Origin of the sequence: Allokutzneria multivorans, assembly GCF_039537405.1 — a bacterium.
GTDB lineage: Bacteria > Actinomycetota > Actinomycetes > Mycobacteriales > Pseudonocardiaceae > Allokutzneria > Allokutzneria multivorans.
Genome location: NZ_BAABAL010000018.1, coordinates 104,954 through 126,919 on the forward strand (window position 1 = coordinate 104,954; position 21,966 = coordinate 126,919).

Here is a 21,966-nt window from a genome sequence, read left to right on the forward strand (position 1 = left end):
AAATTCCGTCGGTTGCCACGGTCGTATGTGCCACCGTGTCCAGATGGGCATGTTGGACGCGGTGGCGAGTCGCGTTTCTGGAGGGGCCACGGTGACGTTCAGGCCCAGCGGCTCGTCAATGGTCCCCCTGGTACGCAGTCGGCAGCAGGTGGTCGTCGCTCCCGTAGACCCGGCCAAACTGGAGGTCGGCGACATCGTCCTAGCGCGTGTTTCCGGGACTGTCTACTTGCACTTGGTGTCGGCCTTGGACCTCGCCAGGAAGCGGGTGCAGATCAGCAACAACCGTGGTCGCGTCAACGGCTGGACCGGCCACGACCGTGTCTTCGGCATCTGTGTGGAAGTGGACGGTGTTGCCAGGAAAGCGGTGGCGGGCAAGCTCCTCGCGGTCGATTTCTCGTGACCGCGTGTGGCCGATCGTGAGGTCAGGCTTGGACGTCGCGAGCGTCGGCCACGAGGTCGGCGGGTAGGTCAGGACCGGCGCACGCGTGGTCGATCAGCACGTTCCGGTACGAGTCGTTCGACAGGAGTGGCGCCAGGTCGATGAGTTCGCTCAGGTCGGTGGCCGAGCCGGTGAGTCGCGCCCGGTATGCGGCCCTGGCCGCGCGCAGGGTGAGCTCGGACGGCTCGTGCTCCAGGCCTTGGTCGGCCGACCGGACCGCAGCGGCGAAGTCGCCTCGCGCGGCGTGCATGTCGGCCAGGTCGAGGTGGAGCGACCAGTTGGTCGGGTCGAGGGCGATGGCGCGTTCGAAGGCCGCCGTGGTCTGCTCGGGCTCACCGAGCTTTCGCCAGGTCCCGGCCCGGACCACCTCCGTCAGCACGATCCGTTCAACGGAATCCGCCCGGTCGCACAAGGCGAACGACGCGTCCGTGAGACCGCAGGCCCGCAGCAGGATCGCCATCCTGGCCATGGCCTCCGGTACCGGTTGGCGGCCGATCACCACGTCGATGGCGTGCAACCACAACCGAAGCCGCTCGCGCATGCCGTCACTGTCCAGGTCGTGGCCGTGGTCCATCACGCGCAGAGCGGCCTCTGCCAGAGCTTCAGCGCTCACCACGCCGAGAAAGCGCTCGTCGGTGAACCAGGGCGCGGCGGCCCACGCGGTGCCGGGCCGCACGCCCGTGATCGAACCGATCGTCATCGCCGCGATGTCCATGTCGCCCTGGAGAAAGCTGACGTAGGACTGCGCGATCACCTGTGGCAAGCCGGTCCCCTGGACGGCTTCGGTCAGCTCGGAAGGCCTGTCCCGCCACAACTCGGCGAGAACCTCGTAGGGCTCCGGGTTCTCCGGCGCGGAGGTGATCGCGCCTGCCAGGTGGTGCACGGCCGCCGCGAGGTCGTTCCCGCAGTGCGCCATCACCCGCGCGATGCTTGCACCAGCTACTACATCCCGGTTCGACACCGGCGGAGTGTATCTGCGAAGACCTGCCGACCTGTCGGGAGCGGTGCCCTTTCGGGACGTGCTTCGTGCCCCAGCGCCCGTGTCCGCCAGCACGGATGGCCCGGCGTCCCGGTCATACGGTCGGCGGTGACGTTGAAGGCGTAGTCCAGGAGGCAGCGCGGTGAATCCCACTGGTGAGCAGGCTGATTTCGGCGACATCGACATCAAGGCGTTCGCGGAGAGCGTGTCCGCGTCGTACGAGAACAGCCTGAAGAACTTCTTGCAGACCCTGCCGCCGGAGCTGATCAACACGATCGCGGCGTACCTGCCCGCCGTGGACATCGCGTCTTTCCGCCGGGTGAACAGGAGCGTGAACGCGGCCGTCGCGCCCGCGTGGGAGCAGGAGTGGCGGGGCTACATGACGTCGCTGACGCAGACGATCGCGCAGAACCAGACCTGGGACTGCGACGCTGACGGGGCGGACATGCTCGCCGAACTGGTCATCGCCTTCCGAAGCAGTGTCGGGCAGTTCCAGGGACGCTGCCTGCCCGACACCGAGGCCCAGATGATCGCCACCAGCGAGGAGGTCGACCAGCTCGCCGAGTGGTTGCTGAACAAGCTGGACGAGGGCACTTTCGACTTCTCCGGCGCCGTGCCGCAGACGCTGAGCGTGAAGCTGGAGTCGCTGCGCCAGTGAGCTGGGACGAGCGAGCGCGGCACGCCTAGGCTCGTCGGCATGGTGATTGTTCGGCAGGGCGCGCTGCGCGGGGTGGAACACGACGATCACGTTGTGTGGCGCGGAATTCCCTACGCGAGCCCGCCGGTCGGCGAGCTGCGGTGGCGTGCTCCGCGACCGGCGCGGAGCTGGGACGGCGTGCGGGAGGCGACGGAGTTCGGACCGCAGGCGCCGCAACCGGCGAACGCCCTGGGCTCGACGAAGTACCCGGCGAGCGAGGACTGCCTGTACCTCAACGTGTGCGCGCCGAAGAGCGGCGAGGGCATGCCGGTGTTGGTGTGGCTGCACGGCGGTGGTTATCGGACGGGCAACGCGCGGCAGATGGGTGAGGGCGTCGCGTTCGCCAGGGCTGGCGTCGTGGTCGTCACGATCAACTACCGGCTGGGCGCGCTCGGGTTCGCGCGGTTGGACGGCGAGCCGGACTCGGGCGTGTGCGGGCTGCTCGACCAGGTCGCGGCGCTGCGCTGGGTGCGGGAGAACATCGCGGCGTTCGGCGGAGATCCTGAGCGGGTCACGATCTACGGCGTCTCCGCGGGGGCGAAGGGCGTCGCCAACTTGATGGCCAGCCCGGAGGCGAAGGGCCTGTTCGCGCGCGCGATCTCCAGCAGCGGCGGCGGTGATCACGTGTCCACGCCCGAGGTCGGCGCGGAGCTCGGGCGGCGCCTGCTCGACGAGCTGGGCTGCGCTGACGTCGAAGCGGCCCGCGCGGTCCCGGCGGAGGAGGTCGTCGCCGCGCAGGAGCGCATCCGGTCGGGCATGGAGGCTTTGTGGTTGTGGCGCCCGTCGATCCACCCGCAGGTGCTCCCGGCCGTCCCGATCGAGCTGATCGCGGCGGGCAGCGCGGCCGGGGTCTCGCTGCTGGTCGGCCACAACGGCAACGAGGCCGGCATGTACGCGGCGATGTACGGAGCTGAGGAGGTCACCGCGCCCGCCGAGGCGGTGATCGGCTCGATCCTGGGCGCCGACGGCTACGAGGCGCTGCTCAAGGCCTACCGCAGCACGCGCGGTCTGACCAGCGACGTTGCCGCGATGGTGGCGGCAATGGGGGATGAGCGCTACGGCGTCCCGACACAGCGCCTCGCCGACGCGCAGTCGCGGTTCGCGACCGTGCACCGCTACCGCGTCGACGTGGCCGCTCCCGGCCTGACGCGCGAGCTCGACGGCACCCACGGCACGGAGACGGCGATGGCCTGGGACGTCCCGGAGCCGCTGCCGGGCATGCGCGCGCCGCGGTCGCCGAAGCCGGAGCGCGTTGAGCTGGGCAAGCGGATGCACCAGGCGTGGGTGTCGTTCATCCGCGACGGCGACCCGGGCTGGCGGGCCTACGACTCCGAGCGGCGCCCCGTGCTGGTGCTCGGCGAGGACGGACCTCGGTTGGAGCTGGACCCGCGCCGGGCCGAACGGCTCGCGTGGGGCGATGCGACCTGGCCGTCGAGCACCTGGTTTACCTAAAACGTCCCTATCGCTCCCTATTTGCAGTCTCATAGGGTAGCTTGGGGAACATGACGGAAGAACTCTACTCGGTTGAGCAGGTCGCTGAGCGGCTCAACCTGCACGTGCGCACGGTGCGCAACTACGTGCGCGACGGGCGGTTGAAGGCCGTCCGGATCGGCAAGCAGTACCGGATCAGCCGCTCCGACCTGGAGGAGCTGACCGGCGGCGCCGTGCCCGCGACGCCGAGCGAGTCGGCGCGGCGGACCCGGCACGTCGAGGTCTCCGCGGTGGTCCAGGTGGACGCGATCAACCAGGCCGACGCGAGCCGGGTGAGCACGGGCATCACCGGCTCGCTCAACGGTCGCGGCCCCGGCGGCGGGATGCTGCGCGTGCAGACGATCTACGACGAGCAGCGGGCCAGCATGAAGATCGTGGTGATCGGCGAGCCCGACCTGACCGCGGACGTGATCAAGCTGATCGGCGAGTTCCTGGAGGGGGACCGATGATGATCTACCGCAGCACCGGGGGCGGCGAGCAGGTCCGCGAGATGTACGAGGCGGCACTGGAGCGCTGGCCCGTCCCGGCCGAGCGCGTCGTGCTGCCCACGCGCGAGGGCGAGACCTTCGTGCTCGCCTTCGGCAGGGCAGGCGCGCCGCCGCTGGTGGCACTGCACGGCTCCGGCGCCAACGCCACGAACTGGCTCTCCAACGCCGTCGAGATGGCCGAGCACCACCGCGTGTACGCCGTCGACATGATCGGCGAGCCCGGCCTGAGTGCGCCGAAGCGCCCGGAGATGGGCAGCGACGCGTACGCGCGGTGGCTGGACGACGTGCTCGACGGCCTCGGGTTCACCGCGCCGGTCCCGGTGCTCGGCATGTCGCTCGGCGGCTGGATGGCCATCGACTACGCGTCGCGGCGGCCGGAGCGGGTGTCGCGCCTGTCGCTGCTGACGCCCGCCGGGGTTGGCAGGCGACCGAAGGGCCTGCTGTTCAAGCTCCTCGCGATGACCCTCGCCGGAGAACGCGGGCTGCGGAAGTCCGTGAAGGCCGCGCTGGGCGAGGACGTCCAGCCCGAGGTGGTGAACGCGCTGGTGCTGATCTTCAAGCACTTCAAGCCGCGCATGCGGATTCCGACGTTCACCGACGAGCAGCTGAGGCGGCTGAGCATGCCCGTCTCGGTGATCGTCGGCGAGCAGGACCCGATGCTCGACACCGCGGAGACCGCTCGGCGCTTCCGGGACGTCGTCCCGCACGCGTCGGTCACCGTGGTGCAGGCGGGACACGACCTGTCCGCTCAGGTCCCGGCCGCCGTGGGCTTCACAGCTTCCGGTACATGATGTGCAGCCCGACGTAGCCGTGCTCGGAGGACCGGAAGCCCTCCGGCACGGTGCCGATCACCTCGAAGCCGAGTGATCGCCACAGCGCGACCGCCCTGGTGTTGCTCTCCACCACGGCGTTGAACTGGATGCCCCGGAAGCCGGCTCCGGCGGCCCAGTCGATCATGTGCTGGCCCAGCGCCCGCCCGACGCCCTTGCGCGCGTGCGCGGCGTCGACCATGAAGCTCGCGCTCGCGATGTGCGAGGCGGGGCCCATGTGGTTGGCGTACATGCTGGCCGAGCCCAGGACGGTGCCGTCGGGGTCGACCGCGACGACGGTGCGGCGCTTCGCGGTGGGCATCCACATCTCCCGTGCGGTGACCTCGTCGACGTCCTGCGGCCAACTGAAGGTCTCCCCGGCGGAGACGATCTCGTGCAGGAACGGCCAGATCGACGGCCAGTCGCCGTCCACAGCTTCTCTGATCAGCACGGCGCCGAGTCTCGGCGACCGCCGCCGCGCGCGCGAGGGGTTTTCCTGCCTGCGGGAGAACCCCCGGACCGCACACCGAACCACTGCTCGGCGCCGTACGCCTCGAACAGCTCCACCTCCGTGAAGCCGAGCTTCGCCGCGAGGCGCATCGCGCGCTCGTTGGCGGTCTGCGTGCAGAGCACAACCGGCTCACCGGGGAGCGTCTCGTCGAACCAGTCGAGCGCCGCCGCGCACGCCTCGGCGGCGTACCCGTGTCCCCACGCTCGCGGCAGGAACAGGTAGCCGAGTTCGGCGGCTCCGCCGCCCAAGGGCTCCGCGCCGCGCCGGTCGAGCGTGATCATGCCGATCATCGCCCCGCCGAGCTCGACCACGAAGAAGCCGGGGCGACGGCCGGGAACCTCGGGCACCCTGCGCTCAAGATCATCAACGGCGCTGGCGCCGCCGACGTAGGTGCCGACCTCGGGCGAGGCGAAGAGTTCGATGAACGTCGCGCGGTCCCGAGCCTCGGACCGGCGGAGCACGAGCCGCTCGGTCCGGATCGGCGCGGGCGGCCAGGCGACGGGGCCGAGTTCTGGCATGCGGAAAAGCGTATCAGTGCTGATTCTCGAATTTGAGGCCAAGACCGGATTCGAACCGGCGTGGACCGCTTTGCAGGCGGCTCCCTAACCACTCGGGCACTCGGCCGAAAAATGACGCGCTAAAACAACAGAGCCGCCTGCGTCGACTATTCGACGGGCGGCTCCCGGACATGACCGACACTCAGGTCACGGCGGAGAGCCGGGACAACAACAGTGGAGGTCGATGCGCTTCATGTGAACCACTATGCCCCGGATTCACGACGGCGTCAACAATTCTCCTCAACGGTTTACGGGCGAGGTCCGCTAAGCGGTGCTTAGGCGGTGCTTAAGCGCTCTGGGAGAAGCTTCGTCGATCTACCACCTACCCCTGCTCATTGAGGTGGACCATGAGAACAGCAAGCATCGCCGTCGCGCTCGTCGCGTTCCTGGCGCTCGGCCCGGCCTCGGCGCTGGCCGCCGAGGTCCTGGCCACCCCCGCCCAGGACCTCAGCGGCGACATCGGCGGCCTCGGCCCGGAGGGGCCCGAGGCCGTTCCGCACGAGGACACCCTCGAACCCGGCGCCGAGGAGGAGAAGATCGCCAGGGCGGAGATCATCCGGCGCGCCGAGGTGTGGCTCACCGCCAACGGCGGCGGCAAGGTGCCCTACAGCCAGAAGCGGAAGTGGCGCGACGGCTACCGGCAGGACTGCTCCGGTTACGTGTCCATGGCGTGGAAGCTGCCGAAGGGCAAGTACGGCGGCACCAACACCGTGGGCCTCGCCAAGAGCTACACGACCAAGATCACCAAGGCCGACCTGAAGACGGGTGACGTCCTGCTCGACTGGCACGGGACCAACCGCACCCGGCACGTGGTCCTCTTCGACAAGTGGACCGGCGCGAACCGGACGCACTACTGGGGCTACGACCAGTCCGGCAGCCAGGGCGGCACCGCCTACCGCAAGATCCCCTACCCGTACTTCTCCGACAAGGGCCAGTGGGAGCCGCGCCGCTCCAAGCACCTCAGCTAGCGCGGTTGCGTTGAAGCGCGGTTCACCTGAGAGTGTCCAGCCGTGGCAGCGAACCCCGATCGGATCTTCGACGGCGTCCTCGGCCGGATCACGGCGCTGATCATGGCTCACGGCAACCGCGCCGCCGAGGCAGAGGCTGTCGCCGAGCTGGACCCGCGACCGCACCACCGCGTCCTGGTGGTCGGTTTCGGGCCCGGCGTCGGCCTCCGCCTGCTCGACGTACACCTGCCAGAAGGCCACATCGCCGGGGTCGATCCGTCCGCGGTGATGCTCCGCTCGGCGACCAGGCGCAACCGGCGCGCGGTCGCCGAGGGCCGGATCGAGCTGCACCGAGCGCGGGCGGACGCGCTCCCGTTCCCCGACGACGACTTCGACGGGGTGATCACCGTGAACACCATCCAGTTCTGGGAGCCGCTCGCGGCCTCGGTCGGCGAGATCTCCCGCGTGCTGCGCCCCGGCGGCAGGCTCGTCGCGTACACCCACGAGTGGGCGATCACCCGTGTCACCGGCAAGGACGTCCGGACGTGGGCGCGCGACACCGCCGAGGTGTGCGCGCACGCGGGGCTCGACGACGCCAGGCACTGGCGGGCGCGGGCGGAGAAGGGCAAGTCCATCGCGTTCACCGCGCGCAAGACGGAACAGGAGCCACCATGACGCGCTCCCAGGTGATGACGATCGCCGAGGTCGTCGCGGCGACGAAGCTGCCGACCTCCACGCTGCGCTTCTACGAGCGCGAAGGCCTGATCACCTCCGTGGCCAGGGACGGAGCCGGGCGGCGCGTGTACGACCCGGACATCCTGGCCAGGCTCGCCGTGGTGGAGCTGGGCAAGCTCGCGGGCTTCACCATCTCCGAGGTCTCCGGCTGCCTCGACCGCGACACCGGGATGCCGGGGCCGGGCTGGCGGGTCCTGGCGACGGCGAAGCTGACCGAGCTGGAGGAGCGCATCGCCGAGGCCGAGCGCGCGCGGCAGATGCTCGTGCACGCCCTGGAGTGCCCTGGCGCGTTCACCGAGTGCCCCGAGTTCCGCGACAGCGTGCGCTCGCAGGTCAACGCGATGCGAGGGCGTTCCACCGCACGGTGAATCATCCGTCCGACCACTGTCGACCTGGGCGGTCAGGACACAGAATTGGCTCATGTCCGGAGCCCGGGTCCAGCCCGAAGCCCAGCGCGTGCACCCGGCCGTCGACTCGATCGGCGCCGCTCTGCTGGCGTGGCTGGACCAGTTCTCCCTCGGCGACGAGCGGCTCCGCGAAGCCCGCTTCCACGTGCTCGCCGCGAGGGTCCTGCCCGACGGCGCGCGGGTGAACGTCGAACTGCTCGCGCAGTGGACCGCGTGGCTCGCGGCCCAGCCCAGCACCGCCGCGCACGCCGACCTCGCCTCGGTCATCGAGGGCACCGTGCCCGCCGACGAGGCCGCGCCGACCGTGCTCGCGCTCGCCGATCTGTGGCCGCGCACCGCCGTCGGCATGTCGCTGTCCTGGCGGCGCCGCTGCCTCCAGCACGCCCACGACGGCAGCGGCCTCATCGTCTACGACATCGTGGAGTCGGTGCGCCGCACGGAGATCCCGATCGGCATCGCGCACTCCACCGCGTGGAGGACGATCTGCGTCACGGTCGGCGAGCTCACCGAGTGGTGCGAGCAGGACCCGCCGATGGAGGAGGTCCAGCACCGGCTCGACCGGCTCTCCGCCGCCCAGCTGGAGCTCGTGCGCCACCTCCGCAGCTGCCACCCGGCGATCTACGCCCCGGTACTGGAGGTGGCGGAGACGATCTGCGCCATCCCCGGCGCGCGGCTGGCGTGGCGCCAGGAGATCAGCCCCTGATCCGCGAGCTCGCCGGGGAGTTGGCAGGATCTTGGCCATGACCAACGTCAAGCTGCACACCTCCCACGGCGAGATCGTCCTGGAACTGGACGCCGAGAAGGCGCCCAAGACCGTGGCGAACTTCGTCGAGTACGTGAAGAACGGGCACTACGACGGCACGATCTTCCACCGCGTGATCGCGAACTTCATGATCCAGGGCGGCGGCCACAACCCGGACATGTCCAAGAAGCCGACCGCCGCCCCGATCGAGAACGAGGCCACCAACGGCCTGAAGAACGACCACTACACCGTGGCGATGGCGCGCACCGGCGACCCGCACTCGGCCACCGCGCAGTTCTTCATCAACACCACCGACAACGGCTTCCTCAACCACACCGCACCGACCTCGCAGGGCTGGGGCTACACGGTCTTCGGCAAGGTGACCGAGGGGCACTCCACTGTGGACTCCATCGGCGGCGTGCGCACCGGCGGCGGCGACGTGCCCGTGGAGACCGTGGTCATCACCAAGGCCGAGATCGTCTAACCCACGCGCGGAACGGCGGAGTTGGGGTCGAACCCGGAGAAAGCCAGGCCGATCACGAACCCGGCCGTCTCCTCCAGCTGCCGAGCGCGGCTCAGCGGTCCCAACACCGCCGGACTCCCACCGGCATCGCGCACCAGCTCGCTGACCACGCGCAGCGCTTCGGCGTCGTCGCCGCACATCGCGACCGTGACCGGCTGGGCGTCCGGCTTGGTCCACTGGTCGGCGGCGAACAGGTGGAACGCCTTCACCACGTGCGCGCCCGGTGCCAGTTCAGCAACGCGCTCGGCGGCGGAGGTCGTGGTGAGCAGCACGCCGACCCCGTGCTCGACGGCGTTCGTCGGCTCGACCAGCGGCGTGCCGCGCAGCGAGCCCTCCGCCGCTCCCGCGCTCAGCAGCATCTCCTCGACACCGTCCCACGAGACGGCGAGCAGCACGGCGTCCTTGTCCCGCACCACTTCCCGTGGCGGCGCCGCGCGTCCGCCCACCTGTTCGGCGATCGCCCGCGCCTTCTCCGCCGATCGTCCGCCGACCTCGATGTCGTGACCTGCCCGCGCCCAGCTCTGTGCGAGAGCCGTCGCGACCGTTCCCGTTCCCAAGATTCCAATTCGCATACCGGCAACGCTAGGCAACTCAACGCGCACCGAACGGTGCGTGTCAGGCAGGGCATGATGGAGACATGGCCGACTGCTTTGAGCTGGTCGCGGACTGCCGGCTCCGCGCGGCGACCGACCTCTTCGCCCACACCTGGAACCCGGTGGTGCTCGTCGCACTGCACGAAGCACCGCGACGGCGGGTGGAGCTGCGCGCTTCGATCGGCGGGATCAGCGACAAGGTGCTGACCGAGACGCTGCGCCGCCTGCTCGGCTACGGCCTCGTGGAGCGGCGGCGCTTCGCGGAGGTCCCGCCTCGGGTCGAGTACGCGTTGACCGCGCTCGGGAGATCCCTGTTCGAGGGGCCGATGCGCGCGCTCGGCGAGTGGGTCCACGAGCACGGTGACCAGCTCATCCAGTGAGCCGTGCCAGCAGAACTCCGCCGGTGATCATCGCGAGCGCGAGGACGCGGCCCAAGCTCAACGGATCGTCGTCGAGCAGCACGCCCAGCGCGACCGCCCCGACGGCGCCGATGCCGGTGAAGACCGCGTAGGCGGTGCCGACCGGGATCGAGTTCATCGCGATCGACAGCAGCAGCACCGCGCCCGCCATGAGCAGCAGGCAGATCAGCGTGGGCAGCGGCCTGGTGAAGTTCTGCGTCGGTTTGATGCTCTGCGACCAGGCCACCTCGACCACACCGGCCGCCACCAGGATCAGCCAGCTCACAGCACGGCCGCCTCGCGCAGAGCGGCTTCCAGCGACGCCGCGTGCTCGTCCCGCCGATGTGCCAACGCCGGGTCGATCGTGGCGTTGACCAGCTCGGCGTTGATGAAGCGCACGTCCTCGACGGCGAAGTGCCCCAGGAAGAAGTCGCGCAGGTAGCGCTCCTGGTGGTCGTAGGGCTCGCGCGGAGTTCCCGGGCCGTAGGCACCGCCGCGCGCGCTCGTGACCACGAAGCGGCGCCCCGCGAGCGACATCTTGGGGAAGGTGACCTGGTCGATCCACGCCTTCAGCGCCGAGGGGATCGAGAAGTTGTACATGGGCGTGCCGATCAGGACGACATCGGCGGAGACCAGCTCGTCCAGCAGCGGTTCCAGGACTCGCCACGCCTCGCGCTGCTCCGGCGTGCGCACGGCCTCGCGGTAGCGGCTGATCTCGGTGATCCCGTTGGCGAGGACGTGGTCGCAGAGCTCGGTCCACGCCTCGGTGATGTGGGGGACCGGCGCTGCCGCGAGGTCGCGATACCGGTACTGACCTGCTGGATTCTGCATTTGCCAGGCTTCGGCGTATGCCATCGAGAGTCGGCGGGAGATCGAGTTCCGGCGCGCGCTGGCGTCGAGGTGCAATAAAGTGGACATGCTGTCCACTTAAACACGGAAGCGGACGCCGTGTCCAGATAGACTGCTCACATGGAGAGAGCAGACGCCGCGCGCAACCGGGCCCGCATCCTCGCGGCGGCCGCCGAGGTGTTCTCGACCAAGCCAGCGCACGAGGTCACGATGGACGAGATCGCCAAGGCCGCGGGTGTCGGCCGGGGCACCCTCTACCGCCGCTATCCCGACCGCGCCTCGATCGCGGTGGCGCTGCTCGACGAGCACGAACGCGTTCTCCAGGAGAGCCTGATGCGCGGTGAGCCTCCGCTGGGCCCGGGTGCCCCTCCCGCCGAGCGGCTGGCGGCGTTCTACGCGGCGATGGTGGAGCTGCTGGAGAACCACCGGCACCTCGTGCTCGGCAGCGAGGTCGGGCGCTCGCGCTTCGAGACCGGCGCTTACGGCTTCTGGCGCGCGCACGTCCGCTCGCTGCTCGTCGCGGCCGCCGTGACTGAACCGGACGCGCTGGTGGAGGCGCTGCTCGCTCCGCTGGCCCCCGAGGTCTACGCCTATCAGCGCGAGGACCGCGGCCTCGGCCCGGCCGAGATCACCGCCGCCCTCACTCGCCTGACCGCGGTTCTAGGTGCTCAGCGTCGTTGAAGCTGACGATCGCGGGCGGACGATTTTCCTTGCAGGACAAGATGGTGAGCCCGCAGCCGCGCAGCTTGAGTCCCGCCCACCGCCACGGCGGAGTGGCGATGGCGCTTCGGGCGAACCAGGCGATGAGGACCGTGTTCGTGACGATCAGCAGGCGCTCGTCGCGCTCGGGGACGCCGACGTAGCGCTCTTCGGCGGCCTGCGCGTTCTTCAGTCCGCCGGTCTCACGAAACGCGCTGTAGGCCGCATGCGTGTCGACATGCTCCGGGATGTCGTCGTCGAGCAGGTCGTCCTGGTGCACCGGCACGCCCGGCAGCCGTTGTGCCAGAACCTGCGCCGTCTCGACCGCGTGCGCCAGCGGTGAGTGGTGCAGGGCGGTGAAGTCCTCGCTGCTCAGCCGGTCGGCAAGGAGGATGCAGTCCTCCTGCGCGCCGTGGTTGACGAGGTACAGCAGACGTTCGGGCACGCGGACACCTTACGGAGTGATCGCGTCGAGCAGACCGGGAAAGGCCTCATCCATCTCCGCGCGGCGCAGGGTGTTCAGCCGCGCCGTGCCGACGTAGTGCTGGCGGATCAGTCCGGCCTCGCGCAGCACGGTGAAGTGGTGGGTGGCGGTGGACTTGCTGACCGGGATGTCGAAGTCACCGCACTTGATGTCCTCGGCCGAGCGGGCGAGCTGCGTGATGATGCTCCGCCGAACCGGGTCGACCAGGGCTTCGAGGACCCGTTGCAGGTCGAAGCGCTCGACGTCGGGGTGTGCGGGGGCGCGTCCCATGCGGTCCATAGTACGACACCAGTCGAAGTTTGACGGCCGTCGTACTTCTGTGCTTCGGTTGACCTGCGACCGAGGAGGACGAGATGGCGAGAACCGTGCGGTTCCACGAGATCGGCGGCCCTGACGTGCTGCGCCTGGAGGACGTGGAGCCGGGTGCGCCCGGGCCGGGCGAAGTGCTGTTGCGCGTGGAGGCGATCGGAGTCAACCGGGCGGAGGTGCTCTTCCGCAGCGGCCAGTACATCCAGGCGCCGAAGTTGCCCGCTGGGCTCGGCGCGGAGGCCGCCGGCGTCGTCGAGGCGGTCGGCGCTGGTGTGAGCTTCGCCGTGGGAGATCGCGTGAGCGTGCTGCCCGCGTTCTCGCAGAACGACTACAGCGTCTACGCCGAGCAGGCCATCGTGCCCGCCGACGCGCTGGTGCACCGCCCGGACGGCGTGGACGCGGTGACGGGCGCGGCGGTGTGGATGCCGTACCTCACCGCTTACGGCGCGATGGTGGAGGTCGGCGGGATGCGCGCGGGCGACACGGCGGTGATCAACGCGGCGTCGAGCAGTGTCGGCATCGCCGCGATCCACACCGCGAACCGCCTTGGTGCCACGCCGATCGCGGTGACGCGCACCGAGGCGAAGAAGCAGCGGCTGCTGGAGGAAGGCGCGGCGGAGGTGATCGTTTCTGACGAGCAGGACGTGGCCGCCGCGATCCTCGCGCTGACCGGCGGCAGGGGCGCGGAGTTCGTCTTCGACGCGGTCGCGGGCCCAGGAGTCCTGGAGCTCGGCCGCGTGGTCGCCGCCGACGGGACGTTGTTCCTGTGGGGGGCGCAGAGCGGGCTGCCGACGCCGTATCCGGGCTTCGACCTGGGCATGCCCGCGCTCGCCATGCGCACGTTCACCGTCCACGAGATCACCCGAGCTCCGGAGCGCCTGCGCCGCGCCGCCGCGTTCGTGACCTCGGGCCTGCGCACGGGCGCGTTCCGCGCTGTGGTCGACCGGGTGTTCCCGTTGGCGGAGATCTCCTTGGCGCACAAGCACATGGAGTCCAACACCCAGGTCGGCAAGATCGTCGTCACGACCAGCTAGCCGGGACCCCTCCCGGCGGCTCCGGCTTAGCGTCGGGCATGCGCTGGCTGACTGTGTCGATGGTCGTGACGGGTGGGGTGCTCGCCGGGTGTTCGGTCCCCGGCGAGGCGGTGGACGTGCCTGCTCCTCCGGCGGTGCGGGCCGTGGTCGTCTGGTCGAACTCCTTGTGCGCCAAGGCGAAGTCGGTCGACGAGCTGCGTGGTCAAGCCAATGCGGCGATCGAACCGGCGCAGGCCGAGCGCTACCTGGACGGCATCACCAGCTCGGTGGACGACCTGGTCGCCGACCTCAAGGACGTCGAGCCGACACGGATCGCGAGCGCGGACGGCTACGTCTCCGGCCTGGTCAAGGCGTTGGAGACGATCCGCCCGCGGCTGCCCGCGTCGAACGACCCGGCAGTGAGTGGGCTGCCCGAGGCCCAGAAGGTGTCGAAGGCCCGGCAGATCGCGGCGGTGGTCGCCGAGATCGCGCCACAGGTCCCATTGCTGGCGAGCGTGGCGGGCGGGACACCGGAGTTGGACACCGCCTACGACCTCGCCCCGGGCTGCGATCCGGTCGGCCCGAGGGCTCCGGCCCGGCAGTCCGTGGTCTGGGCGGACTCCATGTGCGCCACCGCAAAGGCGGTGCAGGGCCTTCCGGCGGCTGTGCCGCAGGTGTCGGCGGACCTTCTCGGGAGCGCTGAGCTGGGGATGTTCATCAGCTCGGGGGAGTCCCGGGTGAAGGAGCTCAGCGAGAGCGTCGGCAAGCTCGCGCCCATCGGGGTCAAGGCGGCGGATGAGTACCGCTCGCGGATGCAGGCCGCGCTGAAGGACGCTGCGGGCAAGCTGCCCCGTGACGTGGGCATGAGGGACTTCTGGAGCGTGCCCACCGACGCGCGCAAGGCAGAGGCCGGGAAGGTCGTCGAGGCGTACGGGCTGATCCGGCCCACCGCTGCGGGACTGGATCTCGCGGTACGCACAGATGCCGCCCTCGGTGCTGCCTACGACCTCGCGCCCAGGTGCACCCCGGCCGGAGCCTCCGAGCTTCCGCCTGCTCGCAACGGCTCTGACCTGGGCTCTTGTGCCAGCGGGACGTGCCAGGTCCAGGTGACGGGCCGGGCGGAGGTCACCATCGACGGGCGGCTTTTCGTGGTGACCGTGCGGGACGGGGGTGTGTCGGTGGCCAATGGCACCGCTGTGACGCGGATGCAGAGCGGCAGCGGTTCCTCGTCCTTCGGTCAGACCGGCGGCAAGACCGTCCGATTCCGGGTTCTGGGCCTGACCGCGACCTCCACAGTTCTGAGCATCAGTTCCACCTAGTTTCGTTACGTTGGGTGTGACGTAACGTAAACCAAACGGAAGCAAGATCGCCCGAGGTGTCACCGCCGATAATGTTCCCTTATCGGCGGTGACCACCTGCGGCGATCCACCCTCGTCTTTTCGTGTTGTGTTGCGTGTGTTGACGAAACGAAACACGGTATGTGGGCTAGGTTTTCCGTGTGACGACCGCAGAGCCCGCTCAGCGCCCCGCCGGGGAGTGCAACTACCCGGGCTGTACCCGCCCGGCCTTCCGCGGAGGCGGCCCCGGCCGTCCTTCGGAGTACTGCGACCTGGCAGAACACACCCGCTGGAGGGCCTGGAAGGAGCGTCAGCGCCTGCAACAGCAGGATGCGGACACCCCGGCCACATCCGTCACGGTGACGAAAACCCAGGGGCCGGTGACCGCCGCGAAGGCCCGCGCCGACGAGCTGCTGGTGGAGTTCCGGACGCTGGCCAAGCGCCTCGGTGAGAACCTGAACTCAGCGGTGGCCGAGCTGTCCACGCTGGCCGACCCGAGCGCGGCGGAAGCCCAGGTCCAGGCCGCGCAGGCCGAAGCCGCCCGCCGCATCGCCGAGGCGGAGGCCGCCACTGTCGCCGCACAGCAGCGCGCTCGCCAGGCGGAGAAGGACAAGCTCCTCGCCGATGAAGCCGCTGAGGACGCGGGCACGGAAGCGGAGCGGTTCGAGCGCGAGGCGACCGAGGCGCTCGCCGCCCGGGAGCACGCCGTCGCCGAGCTGGATGTGGTGCGCAGGAAGGCCGACGAGGACGTCCTGGCCGCGCGCAACGAAGCCGAAGTCGCCGTCGAAGCCGTCCGCCGCGATGCGGCCGCGACCGTGGAGCAGGCCCGCGCCGACGCCGTCAACCAGGCAGAACAGGCACGCAGGCTGGCTTCCAAGGAGGTCGAGCAGATCCGCGCCGTCGCGGCGGAGCAGATCAAGGAGGCCCGCGCCGAGCAGGAGGAGATCCGTCAGCGGGCCGAGCGCGCCGAACGCGTGGCGGAGCGCTCCGAACAGGTCGCCGCCGACGCCCGCGCGGAGCTGGAGCGCGCCCGAGCCGAACTCCAGCAACAGCGCGAGGAGAACGCTGAAGCCCGCCGTCAGGCCGCTGCCGACATCACCGCCGAACGCGCCCGGGCGAGCGCGGCGATCGAGGACGCCCGCAAGGCCGCGACCGAGCGGATCACCGCGCTCGACGAGGCCCGAGCCCAGACCCTCGCTCGGGCGGAGCGCGCCGAGCAGCAGCTGGACGGGTTGATGGCTGAGGTGCGCGGACTCCGCGAACAGCAGCAGGCTCCCGCGAAGTAATCGTGCTCAGACAGCCGCCAAGTGTGCTCGTGCGGGCGAACATGGTGACTGAGATTGAGATGTCCGTCGCGTTGAGAGAAGCGGAATTTCGTGGCTCACGCCGACGGATTTCCGGCCGTTGAGCCGCTGACCTGGCTCGGAGCGTCCTCGATGGCAGAACGAAGGCACTTCCCGTTGCGTCAAGTAGCATTTTATGGCTACTCCGAGGGGTCCGTACGTTCGTATTCATGGAGTGGAGCTTTGTTTCGGCAGAAGACCTCGCAGCTGCTATGCGCGCTGGCGAGGTGACTTCGATCGAATTGACCGAAGAGGCAATCGCTCGGATCGAGCGGGACGACAAGACGATCAACGCGATCTGCGTGCCGGACTTCGACCGCGCCCGGGACGCCGCGCGCGAGGCCGACCAGGCACGGGCTCGTGGTGAGGACCGCCCGCTGCTGGGCATCCCGGTGACGGTCAAGGAGTCCTACAACATGGCTGGCCTGCCCACGACCTGGGGCGCGCCGGAACACCGGGACTTCGTGCCAGCCGAGGACGCGGTGCAGGTGTCGCGGATCAAGGCCGCCGGAGCGGTGGTGCTCGGCAAGACCAACGTGCCTCTGGGGCTGCAAGACATTCAGAGCTTCAACGAGGTCTACGGAACCACCAACAACCCGTGGGATCACGCTCGCACGGCGGGCGGATCCTCCGGCGGCTCGTCGGCGGCCCTGGCTGCTGGATTCGGCGCGCTGTCCATCGGCTCCGACATCGCCGGTTCGCTGCGCACTCCCGCGCACTTCTGCGGCGTGTACGCCCACAAGCCGACGCTCGGGCTGGCGGCCAGTCGCGGCATGGTCCGTCCGTCGGCGCCGGCCTTGCCGGTCGAGCTCGATCTCGCCGTTGTCGGCCCGATGGCGCGTACCGCCCGTGACCTCACGCTGCTGCTCGACGTGATGGCCGGGCCGGACCCGTTGACGTTCGGGGTGGCGCACAAGGTGACGCTGCCGCCCGCGCGCCACGAGCGGCTCAGCGACTTCCGGGTCCTGGTGCTCGACGAGCATCCGCTCATCCCGACCGGAGCCGCTGTGCGGGCGGGAGTGAACCGGGTGGCCGACGTGCTTGCTGATGGCGGTGCCCGCATCGAACGGCACAGTTCGCTGGTGCCAGACCTGACCGAAGCCGCGGCGGTCTACACGCAGTTGCACTTCGCGGGCGCCGCCGCCGGATATCCCGCCGAAGCCTACGAAGAGCTGCGGAGCGTCGCCGCCGGACTGAGCGCGGACGACCAGAGTCTTGACGCGGCGCGGCTCCGCGCCATGGGAACCAGTCACCGTGACTGGATCACGGCGAACAGCTGTCGCGAACTGCACCGCCAAGGCTGGCGGCAGCTCTTCGCCGAGTTCGACGTTGTGCTCTGCCCGATCACGCCGACTCCCGCGTTCCCGCACGACCACAACGACGACGTGTTCGGGCGCCGGATCGACATCGACGGCGTGGAGTACCCGTACTTCGACCAGCTCGTCTGGGCCGGTGTGGCGACCATGCCGGGCCTGCCCGCCACCGCCATCCCCACGGGCCTGACGCCCGAGGGGCTGCCGGTGGGCGTGCAGCTCATCGGCCCGATGTTCGAGGACCGCACCCCGCTGCGGTTGGCCGAACTGCTGGAGCAGAAGATCGGTGGCTTCCACGCGCCCAATTAAGGACAGCATCTGACCGCAATGGGTGTCAGAGTGCTTTTGTGACCGTGATGACCAGCCGCGCGCTGAACCGCGCATCGCTCGCCCGACAGCTGCTCCTGGACCGCGCCGACGTGCCGGTGCTCGACGCGGTGTCCCACCTCGGGGGCCTGCAAGCGCAGGAGCCGCAGGAGCCGTTCATCGGTCTGTGGTCCCGGCTGCGCGACTTCGACCCGGCGGCGCTGGATGAGTTGCTGACCGGGCGGCAGGTCGTGCGCACGCACCTCATGCGTCGCACCGTGCACCTGGTGACCTCGGCGGACGTGCTGGCCTGGCGCTCGCGCCACGACGCGATGCTGAAGCAGAAGGTGCTCGGGGTCTACCGCCGCGAGCTCGACGGAGTTGATCTCGCCGAGCTCGCGGCGGCCGGGCGCGCGGTGCTGGCCGACGGGGAGGGGCGTTCGATGAGCGACCTCGCACGGGCTGTGGAGGAGCGTTGGCCGGAGGCGGGTGTGCGTGCGCTCGGAGAGATGCTGGTCGCGGCGCTCATCCCGACGGCGCAGATGCCGCCGCGAGGGTTGTGGCGGACGAAGGGCGGAGTGCGCAACACCCCGCTCGACTCCTGGCTGGGCCGTGAGGTCGACGCACTCGCCCCCGAGGGCACCGATCCGGTCGGAGCGGAGCTGGTGCGCCGCTACCTCGCCGCGTACGGGCCCGCCACCACGGCTGACCTGCGGGCTTGGAGCGGTGTGGCCGGGTTGCCCGGCGCGGTGAAGGCGGTTCGGGACGAGCTGATCAGTTTCCGCGACGAGCGTGGCCGCGAGCTGCTGGACCTGCCCGACGCGCCGCGCCCCGACGAGGACACCCCCGCTCCGGTGCGGTTCCTCCCGGCCTTCGACAACGCACTGCTGGGCTACGACGACCGCACGCGCATCGTCGATGACGAGCACCGCAACCTGTCGATCGCGGGTGAGCGCGTCGTGCTGGTCGACGGGCGGGTGTCGGCGACGTGGACCGTCGACGAGGACGAGGTGATCGTCTTCCCGCTGCGCGACCTCACCCGCGCGGAGCGCACGGACGTGGTCGAAGAGGGCCGCGAAACCGCGTCGTTCCTGTCGGACAAGGCGAGCAACAGCGCGCGCATCGCTGGCTAGCGCCTGTCCTGTAAGTGGTTGCGCCGCGCATCCCGGTCACGGTGCCAGCGGGGGTTGGGCGGTCTTCAAGACCACCAAACCTCTCTGTTGATCATCGTTAACCGCCGCAAACTCTGCGGTCTTGCGGGGTTTGCTGTCGTTGGAGACGGTTGTGGTGGGGGTTGGGTGGTCTTGAAGACCGGCGAACCTGGTGACCTGCAAGAGAGGGCCTAGGCTGCCGCTCGTGGACACGCGCCTGTGGGTTGAGCGGAGCCTTCCGCCTGGGGATCGCATCCGCTCGACCACGGTGCTGCGCGGTGGCTGGACCTCGCGCATGTCGCGCCTGGAGATCGACGGCCGGGCGGGCCCGTACTCGGTGGTGCTGCGGTCTTTCGTGAAGGAGTTCTACGTCCAGCACGCGCTCGGGCTGCTCACTCGCGAAGCCGACGTGCTGCGTTTGCTCGCGGGCACTGGGATTCCGGCAGCGCGCCTGCTCGCCGTCGATGCGGCCGCCGAGCACTGCGAGCACCCGTCGTTGCTGATGTCGTTGCTACCAGGGCAGATTCGGCTCGACGAGGACGATGTCGATCGCAAGATCCCGCTCCTCGTTCGGCAGCTGCTCGCGATTCACCGGCTCTCTGTGCCGTCGCGACCGCGTGCTTATCAAGCGTGGACTGGGCCGGACCGCGTCCGAGTGCCGGAGAACACCACGCGCCCGGAGTTGTGGCGGCGCGCGGTGGAGCTGATCCGGCGCGAGCCGCCCGCGTTCGAAGCATGCTTCCTGCACCGCGACTTCCACCCCGGCAACGTGCTCTTCACCGGAGCGGGCGCTGACTTGACGATCTCCGGAGTCGTGGACTGGGTGGAGACCTCGTGGGGACCGGCCGACCTGGACGTGGCGCAGTGCTCCACGGCGATCGCGCTGCTGCACGGGGTGCCTGCCGGGATGCGTGTCGCCGAGGAGTACCGCGCCGCCGGAGGCGTGCTGAGAGCCGAGGAAGATCATCGGTACTGGCGGTTGCTGGACGCGTTGGCCTTCGCCCCGGACGCGGAGAAGGTCGCGGTGCCGTGGCGGGAGGTCGGGCGCGAGGACCTGACTCCCGCCGTGCTCGCCGAGCGCCTGGAGGACTACCTGGACTCGATCCTGGCCTGCTCGACCAGTTCCGCGTAGTACTCGGGATCGCCCTCGGCGAGGGTGACCGGCCGAGCGTCGCCGACGAACGCTCGCACCCGGTCAGCGACCTCCTCGGCCTTGCGCTGCTCCGCGTGGATGCCGAGCACGACCTCGCCGTCGTAGGCGGCCAGGCTCCACGGCACGTCGCACGGCCCGTCGTGCTCCTCGACCGGGCACAGCAGCCGCGCGACCGCGTCGGTGTCGTCGGGCGCACCGGGAAAGCGGATCTCGTGGATCATGAGTCCAAAGTAGTGTCGAGAGCCGCGCGTCGGTGTCCCAGGAACTCACACCATGAGGCAGACGGTGGCCGCCGCGCACGCGAGCGCGCGCAGGGTGTTCCACCGCGTCCAGTTGGGCAGGTAGTGGTTCCAGACCTGCTCGTCGCCGGGCTCGGCCGCGTCGATGGCGTTGTTCAGCGGCACGTTGACGAACATGGTCAGCAGCAGGCTCGGCCCGACGTGCAGTACCGCGGCGGCGATCACCCACGGCGTGGGCGCGAGGATCGCCAGCGCGATGCTGCCGACCGGCGCTCCGAAGAACACCAGGAAGAAGGCGGGGTTGAGGATCGCGGCGTTGATCTCGCGCATCAACGCCATCCCCTGTGCCGCGGGGAGCCTGCGCAGGCCGGGCATGACGCTGGTGGAGAACGCGAAGTACACGCCTCCGAGCAGTCCGCCGGTGAGGATGACCAGGATCTGCAGGGTGGTGATCACGTTGCCCTCCGGGAGGTCTCGACCAGCTCCCCGGCGAAGTCCTCGAACGTCGTCGGAGTGCTGCTCTCGGCTGTCCTGCCGCCGAGCGAGACGACCCGGCCCTCGTTGAACGCCTTCGTCATCGCCACGTGCTGGCTGGCGACATTCTGCGAGAACCCGATCTCGGTCAGAGCCTGCGTCATAGCCTCGTAACCGAACTGCACGTATGGCAGTTCTGTGCGGCCCAGCGCGGCGCCGAGCACGGAGGTGACCTCGCGGTAGGTCAGGTCGCGCTGTCCGAGCAGCTCGCGGACGACGATCCCGCTCCAGTCCCGCGCGGCAAGCGCACGGGCCGCGACCTCGGAGATGTCGCGTGCGGCGATCATCGGGATGCTGACGTCCGGGGCGACGGAGTCCCCGTAGACGCCCTCGGCCTCGATCATGCCCAGCGCGGGGTGGAAGCTCTCGAAGAACATGCCCGGTCGCAGCAGCAGGACGTTGGCGCCGGGCAGGGCGGCCCACCGCTGCTCCTGGTCGTGGAGGCTGCTCAGGAAACCGGTTCCGGACGGCAGTTCCGCGCCGAGGGAGCTGAGCGCGACGACGTGCCGGACGCCGGCGGCGCGCACGGCCTTGACGACGGCGGAGCCGATGACTCCGACCTCGGCGTGGTAGTCCTGCCAGGTCACGTCGACGGGCAGCAGCGTGTAGACGGCGGCGGAGCCGCGGAAGGCCTCGGTGAGGAAGCCGGGGTCGGTGGCCTCTCCCGCGACGGTCTCGGCCCCGGCGACCGCGAGCTCGGCGAGCTTGGCCCGGGAGCGGCCCAGCGCGCGGACGCGATGTCCGGCGGCGAGCAGGCGCTTGGTGATCTCGGAGCCGGTGTTGCCGGTGGCTCCCATGACGGTGATGAGCTCGTTGTTCTGCATGTCATCCAGCTTGCAGGCCTCGATGTGGATTATCTATGACCATGTGTCGCTGTTTCATGCTCGATCGTCCAGCTTGACTGGACTGTGCACACTGGT

At 69.8% G+C, this 21,966-nt stretch carries 29 protein-coding genes and 1 tRNA gene; 18 read left to right on the forward strand and 12 right to left on the reverse strand.

What is annotated here, in order from left to right:
* Positions 1-43: 43 nt before the first annotated feature.
* Entirely contained in the window at positions 44-400 is a 357-nt protein-coding gene (locus ABD798_RS24470) for a hypothetical protein (RefSeq protein WP_344879016.1), read from the forward strand.
* Positions 401-422: 22 nt separating this feature from the next.
* Here ABD798_RS24470 and ABD798_RS24475 read toward each other — a convergent pair whose 3' ends face one another.
* On the reverse strand, positions 423-1,400 hold the full coding sequence (locus tag ABD798_RS24475) for a tetratricopeptide repeat protein (RefSeq protein WP_344879020.1): 978 nt from the start codon (positions 1,398-1,400) through the stop codon (positions 423-425).
* 160 nt (positions 1,401-1,560) lie between these two features.
* On the opposite strand from ABD798_RS24475, the gene ABD798_RS24480 reads away from it, so the two are divergent.
* The 4 genes from ABD798_RS24480 to ABD798_RS24495 are packed head-to-tail and all read left to right on the forward strand — an operon-like array spanning position 1,561 to position 4,885.
* Complete coding sequence (locus ABD798_RS24480; protein WP_344879023.1) at positions 1,561-2,076, forward strand: F-box protein; 516 nt, start codon at positions 1,561-1,563, stop codon at positions 2,074-2,076.
* 39 nt (positions 2,077-2,115) lie between these two features.
* A complete protein-coding gene (locus tag ABD798_RS24485) occupies positions 2,116-3,567 on the forward strand; it encodes a carboxylesterase/lipase family protein (RefSeq protein WP_344879025.1) in 1,452 nt (483 codons plus the stop codon).
* Positions 3,568-3,617: 50 nt separating this feature from the next.
* Positions 3,618-4,055, forward strand: coding sequence for a helix-turn-helix domain-containing protein (locus tag ABD798_RS24490; protein WP_344879028.1), 438 nt, complete (start codon positions 3,618-3,620; stop codon positions 4,053-4,055).
* Entirely contained in the window at positions 4,055-4,885 is an 831-nt protein-coding gene (locus ABD798_RS24495; RefSeq protein ID WP_344879031.1) for an alpha/beta fold hydrolase, read from the forward strand. Before ABD798_RS24490 ends, ABD798_RS24495 begins: the two co-directional genes overlap by 1 nt.
* Here ABD798_RS24495 and ABD798_RS24500 read toward each other — a convergent pair.
* From ABD798_RS24500 to ABD798_RS24510, 3 genes are all read right to left on the reverse strand, one after another.
* Entirely contained in the window at positions 4,866-5,354 is a 489-nt protein-coding gene (locus ABD798_RS24500) for a GNAT family N-acetyltransferase (protein WP_344879034.1), read from the reverse strand. The two genes, ABD798_RS24495 and ABD798_RS24500, sit on opposite strands and share 20 nt — an antisense overlap.
* Positions 5,348-5,932 (reverse strand): GNAT family N-acetyltransferase, encoded by a 585-nt coding sequence (locus ABD798_RS24505; RefSeq protein WP_344879037.1) that lies wholly within the window; start codon positions 5,930-5,932, stop codon positions 5,348-5,350. Before ABD798_RS24505 ends, ABD798_RS24500 begins: the two co-directional genes overlap by 7 nt.
* Positions 5,933-5,967: 35 nt before the next feature.
* Positions 5,968-6,038: transfer RNA gene (locus tag ABD798_RS24510), tRNA-Cys, on the reverse strand.
* 280 nt (positions 6,039-6,318) lie between these two features.
* Here ABD798_RS24510 and ABD798_RS24515 point away from each other — a divergent pair.
* The 5 genes from ABD798_RS24515 to ABD798_RS24535 are packed head-to-tail and all read left to right on the forward strand — an operon-like array spanning position 6,319 to position 9,286.
* Complete coding sequence (locus tag ABD798_RS24515; RefSeq protein WP_344879040.1) at positions 6,319-6,939, forward strand: hypothetical protein; 621 nt, start codon at positions 6,319-6,321, stop codon at positions 6,937-6,939.
* Positions 6,940-6,981: 42 nt separating this feature from the next.
* Positions 6,982-7,593, forward strand: coding sequence for a class I SAM-dependent methyltransferase (locus ABD798_RS24520; RefSeq protein ID WP_344879043.1), 612 nt, complete (start codon positions 6,982-6,984; stop codon positions 7,591-7,593).
* Positions 7,590-8,021: a MerR family transcriptional regulator gene (locus ABD798_RS24525; RefSeq protein WP_344879045.1), complete on the forward strand. Its 432-nt coding sequence runs from the start codon at positions 7,590-7,592 to the stop codon at positions 8,019-8,021. Before ABD798_RS24520 ends, ABD798_RS24525 begins: the two co-directional genes overlap by 4 nt.
* A 52-nt stretch (positions 8,022-8,073) precedes the next feature.
* Positions 8,074-8,763, forward strand: a complete 690-nt coding sequence (locus ABD798_RS24530; RefSeq protein WP_344879047.1) for an isoprenoid biosynthesis enzyme family protein — start codon at positions 8,074-8,076, stop codon at positions 8,761-8,763.
* 37 nt (positions 8,764-8,800) lie between these two features.
* Positions 8,801-9,286, forward strand: a complete 486-nt coding sequence (locus tag ABD798_RS24535; RefSeq protein WP_425549260.1) for a peptidylprolyl isomerase — start codon at positions 8,801-8,803, stop codon at positions 9,284-9,286.
* Here the strand turns inward: ABD798_RS24535 and ABD798_RS24540 are convergent.
* Positions 9,283-9,897, reverse strand: coding sequence for an NADPH-dependent F420 reductase (locus tag ABD798_RS24540; protein ID WP_344879053.1), 615 nt, complete (start codon positions 9,895-9,897; stop codon positions 9,283-9,285). The two genes, ABD798_RS24535 and ABD798_RS24540, sit on opposite strands and share 4 nt — an antisense overlap.
* Positions 9,898-9,962: 65 nt before the next feature.
* Between ABD798_RS24540 and ABD798_RS24545 the strand changes: the two genes are divergently transcribed.
* Positions 9,963-10,298, forward strand: a complete 336-nt coding sequence (locus tag ABD798_RS24545; protein WP_344879056.1) for a winged helix-turn-helix transcriptional regulator — start codon at positions 9,963-9,965, stop codon at positions 10,296-10,298.
* On the opposite strand, the gene ABD798_RS24550 is transcribed toward ABD798_RS24545, so the two are convergent.
* Both ABD798_RS24550 and ABD798_RS24555 read right to left on the reverse strand, forming a co-directional pair.
* Positions 10,288-10,602 (reverse strand): DMT family transporter, encoded by a 315-nt coding sequence (locus tag ABD798_RS24550; RefSeq protein WP_344879059.1) that lies wholly within the window; start codon positions 10,600-10,602, stop codon positions 10,288-10,290. The genes ABD798_RS24545 and ABD798_RS24550 overlap by 11 nt on opposite strands.
* The gene (locus ABD798_RS24555) at positions 10,599-11,234 is read right to left on the reverse strand and encodes an FMN-dependent NADH-azoreductase (RefSeq protein ID WP_344879062.1); all 636 of its coding nucleotides are present in this window, start codon (positions 11,232-11,234) and stop codon (positions 10,599-10,601) included. The genes ABD798_RS24550 and ABD798_RS24555 overlap by 4 nt, the downstream gene beginning before the upstream one ends.
* A gap of 51 nt (positions 11,235-11,285) precedes the next feature.
* On the opposite strand from ABD798_RS24555, the gene ABD798_RS24560 reads away from it, so the two are divergent.
* Positions 11,286-11,846 (forward strand): TetR/AcrR family transcriptional regulator, encoded by a 561-nt coding sequence (locus ABD798_RS24560; RefSeq protein WP_344879065.1) that lies wholly within the window; start codon positions 11,286-11,288, stop codon positions 11,844-11,846.
* Here the strand turns inward: ABD798_RS24560 and ABD798_RS24565 are convergent.
* Both ABD798_RS24565 and ABD798_RS24570 read right to left on the reverse strand, forming a co-directional pair.
* Positions 11,806-12,309: a histidine phosphatase family protein gene (locus ABD798_RS24565; protein ID WP_344879068.1), complete on the reverse strand. Its 504-nt coding sequence runs from the start codon at positions 12,307-12,309 to the stop codon at positions 11,806-11,808. The two genes, ABD798_RS24560 and ABD798_RS24565, sit on opposite strands and share 41 nt — an antisense overlap.
* A 9-nt stretch (positions 12,310-12,318) precedes the next feature.
* Positions 12,319-12,618: an ArsR/SmtB family transcription factor gene (locus ABD798_RS24570; RefSeq protein ID WP_344879071.1), complete on the reverse strand. Its 300-nt coding sequence runs from the start codon at positions 12,616-12,618 to the stop codon at positions 12,319-12,321.
* Positions 12,619-12,701: 83 nt separating this feature from the next.
* Between ABD798_RS24570 and ABD798_RS24575 the strand changes: the two genes are divergently transcribed.
* The 6 genes from ABD798_RS24575 (at position 12,702) to ABD798_RS24600 (ending at position 20,252) form a co-directional block, all read left to right on the forward strand.
* Entirely contained in the window at positions 12,702-13,691 is a 990-nt protein-coding gene (locus ABD798_RS24575) for a zinc-dependent alcohol dehydrogenase family protein (RefSeq protein ID WP_344879074.1), read from the forward strand.
* A 38-nt stretch (positions 13,692-13,729) separates the two neighbouring features.
* The gene (locus ABD798_RS24580; protein ID WP_344879077.1) at positions 13,730-14,989 is read left to right on the forward strand and encodes a hypothetical protein; all 1,260 of its coding nucleotides are present in this window, start codon (positions 13,730-13,732) and stop codon (positions 14,987-14,989) included.
* A 179-nt stretch (positions 14,990-15,168) separates the two neighbouring features.
* A complete protein-coding gene (locus tag ABD798_RS24585; RefSeq protein ID WP_344879080.1) occupies positions 15,169-16,293 on the forward strand; it encodes a coiled-coil domain-containing protein in 1,125 nt (374 codons plus the stop codon).
* 227 nt (positions 16,294-16,520) lie between these two features.
* Complete coding sequence (locus tag ABD798_RS24590; RefSeq protein ID WP_344879083.1) at positions 16,521-17,972, forward strand: amidase; 1,452 nt, start codon at positions 16,521-16,523, stop codon at positions 17,970-17,972.
* Between the two features lie 47 nt (positions 17,973-18,019).
* The gene (locus tag ABD798_RS24595; protein ID WP_344880953.1) at positions 18,020-19,102 is read left to right on the forward strand and encodes a winged helix DNA-binding domain-containing protein; all 1,083 of its coding nucleotides are present in this window, start codon (positions 18,020-18,022) and stop codon (positions 19,100-19,102) included.
* A gap of 223 nt (positions 19,103-19,325) precedes the next feature.
* Entirely contained in the window at positions 19,326-20,252 is a 927-nt protein-coding gene (locus tag ABD798_RS24600) for a phosphotransferase family protein (protein WP_344879086.1), read from the forward strand.
* On the opposite strand, the gene ABD798_RS24605 is transcribed toward ABD798_RS24600, so the two are convergent.
* The 3 genes from ABD798_RS24605 to ABD798_RS24615 are packed head-to-tail and all read right to left on the reverse strand — an operon-like array spanning position 20,210 to position 21,870.
* Positions 20,210-20,494: a hypothetical protein gene (locus ABD798_RS24605; protein ID WP_344879089.1), complete on the reverse strand. Its 285-nt coding sequence runs from the start codon at positions 20,492-20,494 to the stop codon at positions 20,210-20,212. The two genes, ABD798_RS24600 and ABD798_RS24605, sit on opposite strands and share 43 nt — an antisense overlap.
* Before the next feature lie 45 nt (positions 20,495-20,539).
* Entirely contained in the window at positions 20,540-20,968 is a 429-nt protein-coding gene (locus tag ABD798_RS24610; RefSeq protein WP_344879092.1) for an anthrone oxygenase family protein, read from the reverse strand.
* Positions 20,965-21,870: an NmrA family NAD(P)-binding protein gene (locus tag ABD798_RS24615; RefSeq protein ID WP_344879095.1), complete on the reverse strand. Its 906-nt coding sequence runs from the start codon at positions 21,868-21,870 to the stop codon at positions 20,965-20,967. Before ABD798_RS24615 ends, ABD798_RS24610 begins: the two co-directional genes overlap by 4 nt.
* Positions 21,871-21,966 lie beyond the last annotated feature (96 nt).

Bases quoted from the DNA above. Each gene is read 5' to 3' on its own strand.
- ABD798_RS24470 (WP_344879016.1), top strand. From the start codon at position 44: ATGGGCATGTTGGACGCGGTGGCGAGTCGCGTTTCTGGAGGGGCCACG.
- ABD798_RS24485 (WP_344879025.1), top strand. From the start codon at position 2,116: ATGGTGATTGTTCGGCAGGGCGCGCTGCGCGGGGTGGAACACGACGAT.
- ABD798_RS24490 (WP_344879028.1), top strand. From the start codon at position 3,618: ATGACGGAAGAACTCTACTCGGTTGAGCAGGTCGCTGAGCGGCTCAAC.
- ABD798_RS24495 (WP_344879031.1), top strand. From the start codon at position 4,055: ATGATCTACCGCAGCACCGGGGGCGGCGAGCAGGTCCGCGAGATGTAC.
- ABD798_RS24505 (WP_344879037.1), bottom strand. From the start codon at position 5,932: ATGCCAGAACTCGGCCCCGTCGCCTGGCCGCCCGCGCCGATCCGGACC.
- ABD798_RS24515 (WP_344879040.1), top strand. From the start codon at position 6,319: ATGAGAACAGCAAGCATCGCCGTCGCGCTCGTCGCGTTCCTGGCGCTC.
- ABD798_RS24525 (WP_344879045.1), top strand. From the start codon at position 7,590: ATGACGCGCTCCCAGGTGATGACGATCGCCGAGGTCGTCGCGGCGACG.
- ABD798_RS24530 (WP_344879047.1), top strand. From the start codon at position 8,074: ATGTCCGGAGCCCGGGTCCAGCCCGAAGCCCAGCGCGTGCACCCGGCC.
- ABD798_RS24535 (WP_425549260.1), top strand. From the start codon at position 8,801: ATGACCAACGTCAAGCTGCACACCTCCCACGGCGAGATCGTCCTGGAA.
- ABD798_RS24540 (WP_344879053.1), bottom strand. From the start codon at position 9,897: ATGCGAATTGGAATCTTGGGAACGGGAACGGTCGCGACGGCTCTCGCA.
- ABD798_RS24545 (WP_344879056.1), top strand. From the start codon at position 9,963: ATGGCCGACTGCTTTGAGCTGGTCGCGGACTGCCGGCTCCGCGCGGCG.
- ABD798_RS24555 (WP_344879062.1), bottom strand. From the start codon at position 11,234: ATGTCCACTTTATTGCACCTCGACGCCAGCGCGCGCCGGAACTCGATC.
- ABD798_RS24560 (WP_344879065.1), top strand. From the start codon at position 11,286: ATGGAGAGAGCAGACGCCGCGCGCAACCGGGCCCGCATCCTCGCGGCG.
- ABD798_RS24570 (WP_344879071.1), bottom strand. From the start codon at position 12,618: ATGGGACGCGCCCCCGCACACCCCGACGTCGAGCGCTTCGACCTGCAA.
- ABD798_RS24575 (WP_344879074.1), top strand. From the start codon at position 12,702: ATGGCGAGAACCGTGCGGTTCCACGAGATCGGCGGCCCTGACGTGCTG.
- ABD798_RS24580 (WP_344879077.1), top strand. From the start codon at position 13,730: ATGCGCTGGCTGACTGTGTCGATGGTCGTGACGGGTGGGGTGCTCGCC.
- ABD798_RS24590 (WP_344879083.1), top strand. From the start codon at position 16,521: ATGGAGTGGAGCTTTGTTTCGGCAGAAGACCTCGCAGCTGCTATGCGC.
- ABD798_RS24595 (WP_344880953.1), top strand. From the start codon at position 18,020: ATGACCAGCCGCGCGCTGAACCGCGCATCGCTCGCCCGACAGCTGCTC.
- ABD798_RS24605 (WP_344879089.1), bottom strand. From the start codon at position 20,494: ATGATCCACGAGATCCGCTTTCCCGGTGCGCCCGACGACACCGACGCG.
- ABD798_RS24615 (WP_344879095.1), bottom strand. From the start codon at position 21,870: ATGCAGAACAACGAGCTCATCACCGTCATGGGAGCCACCGGCAACACC.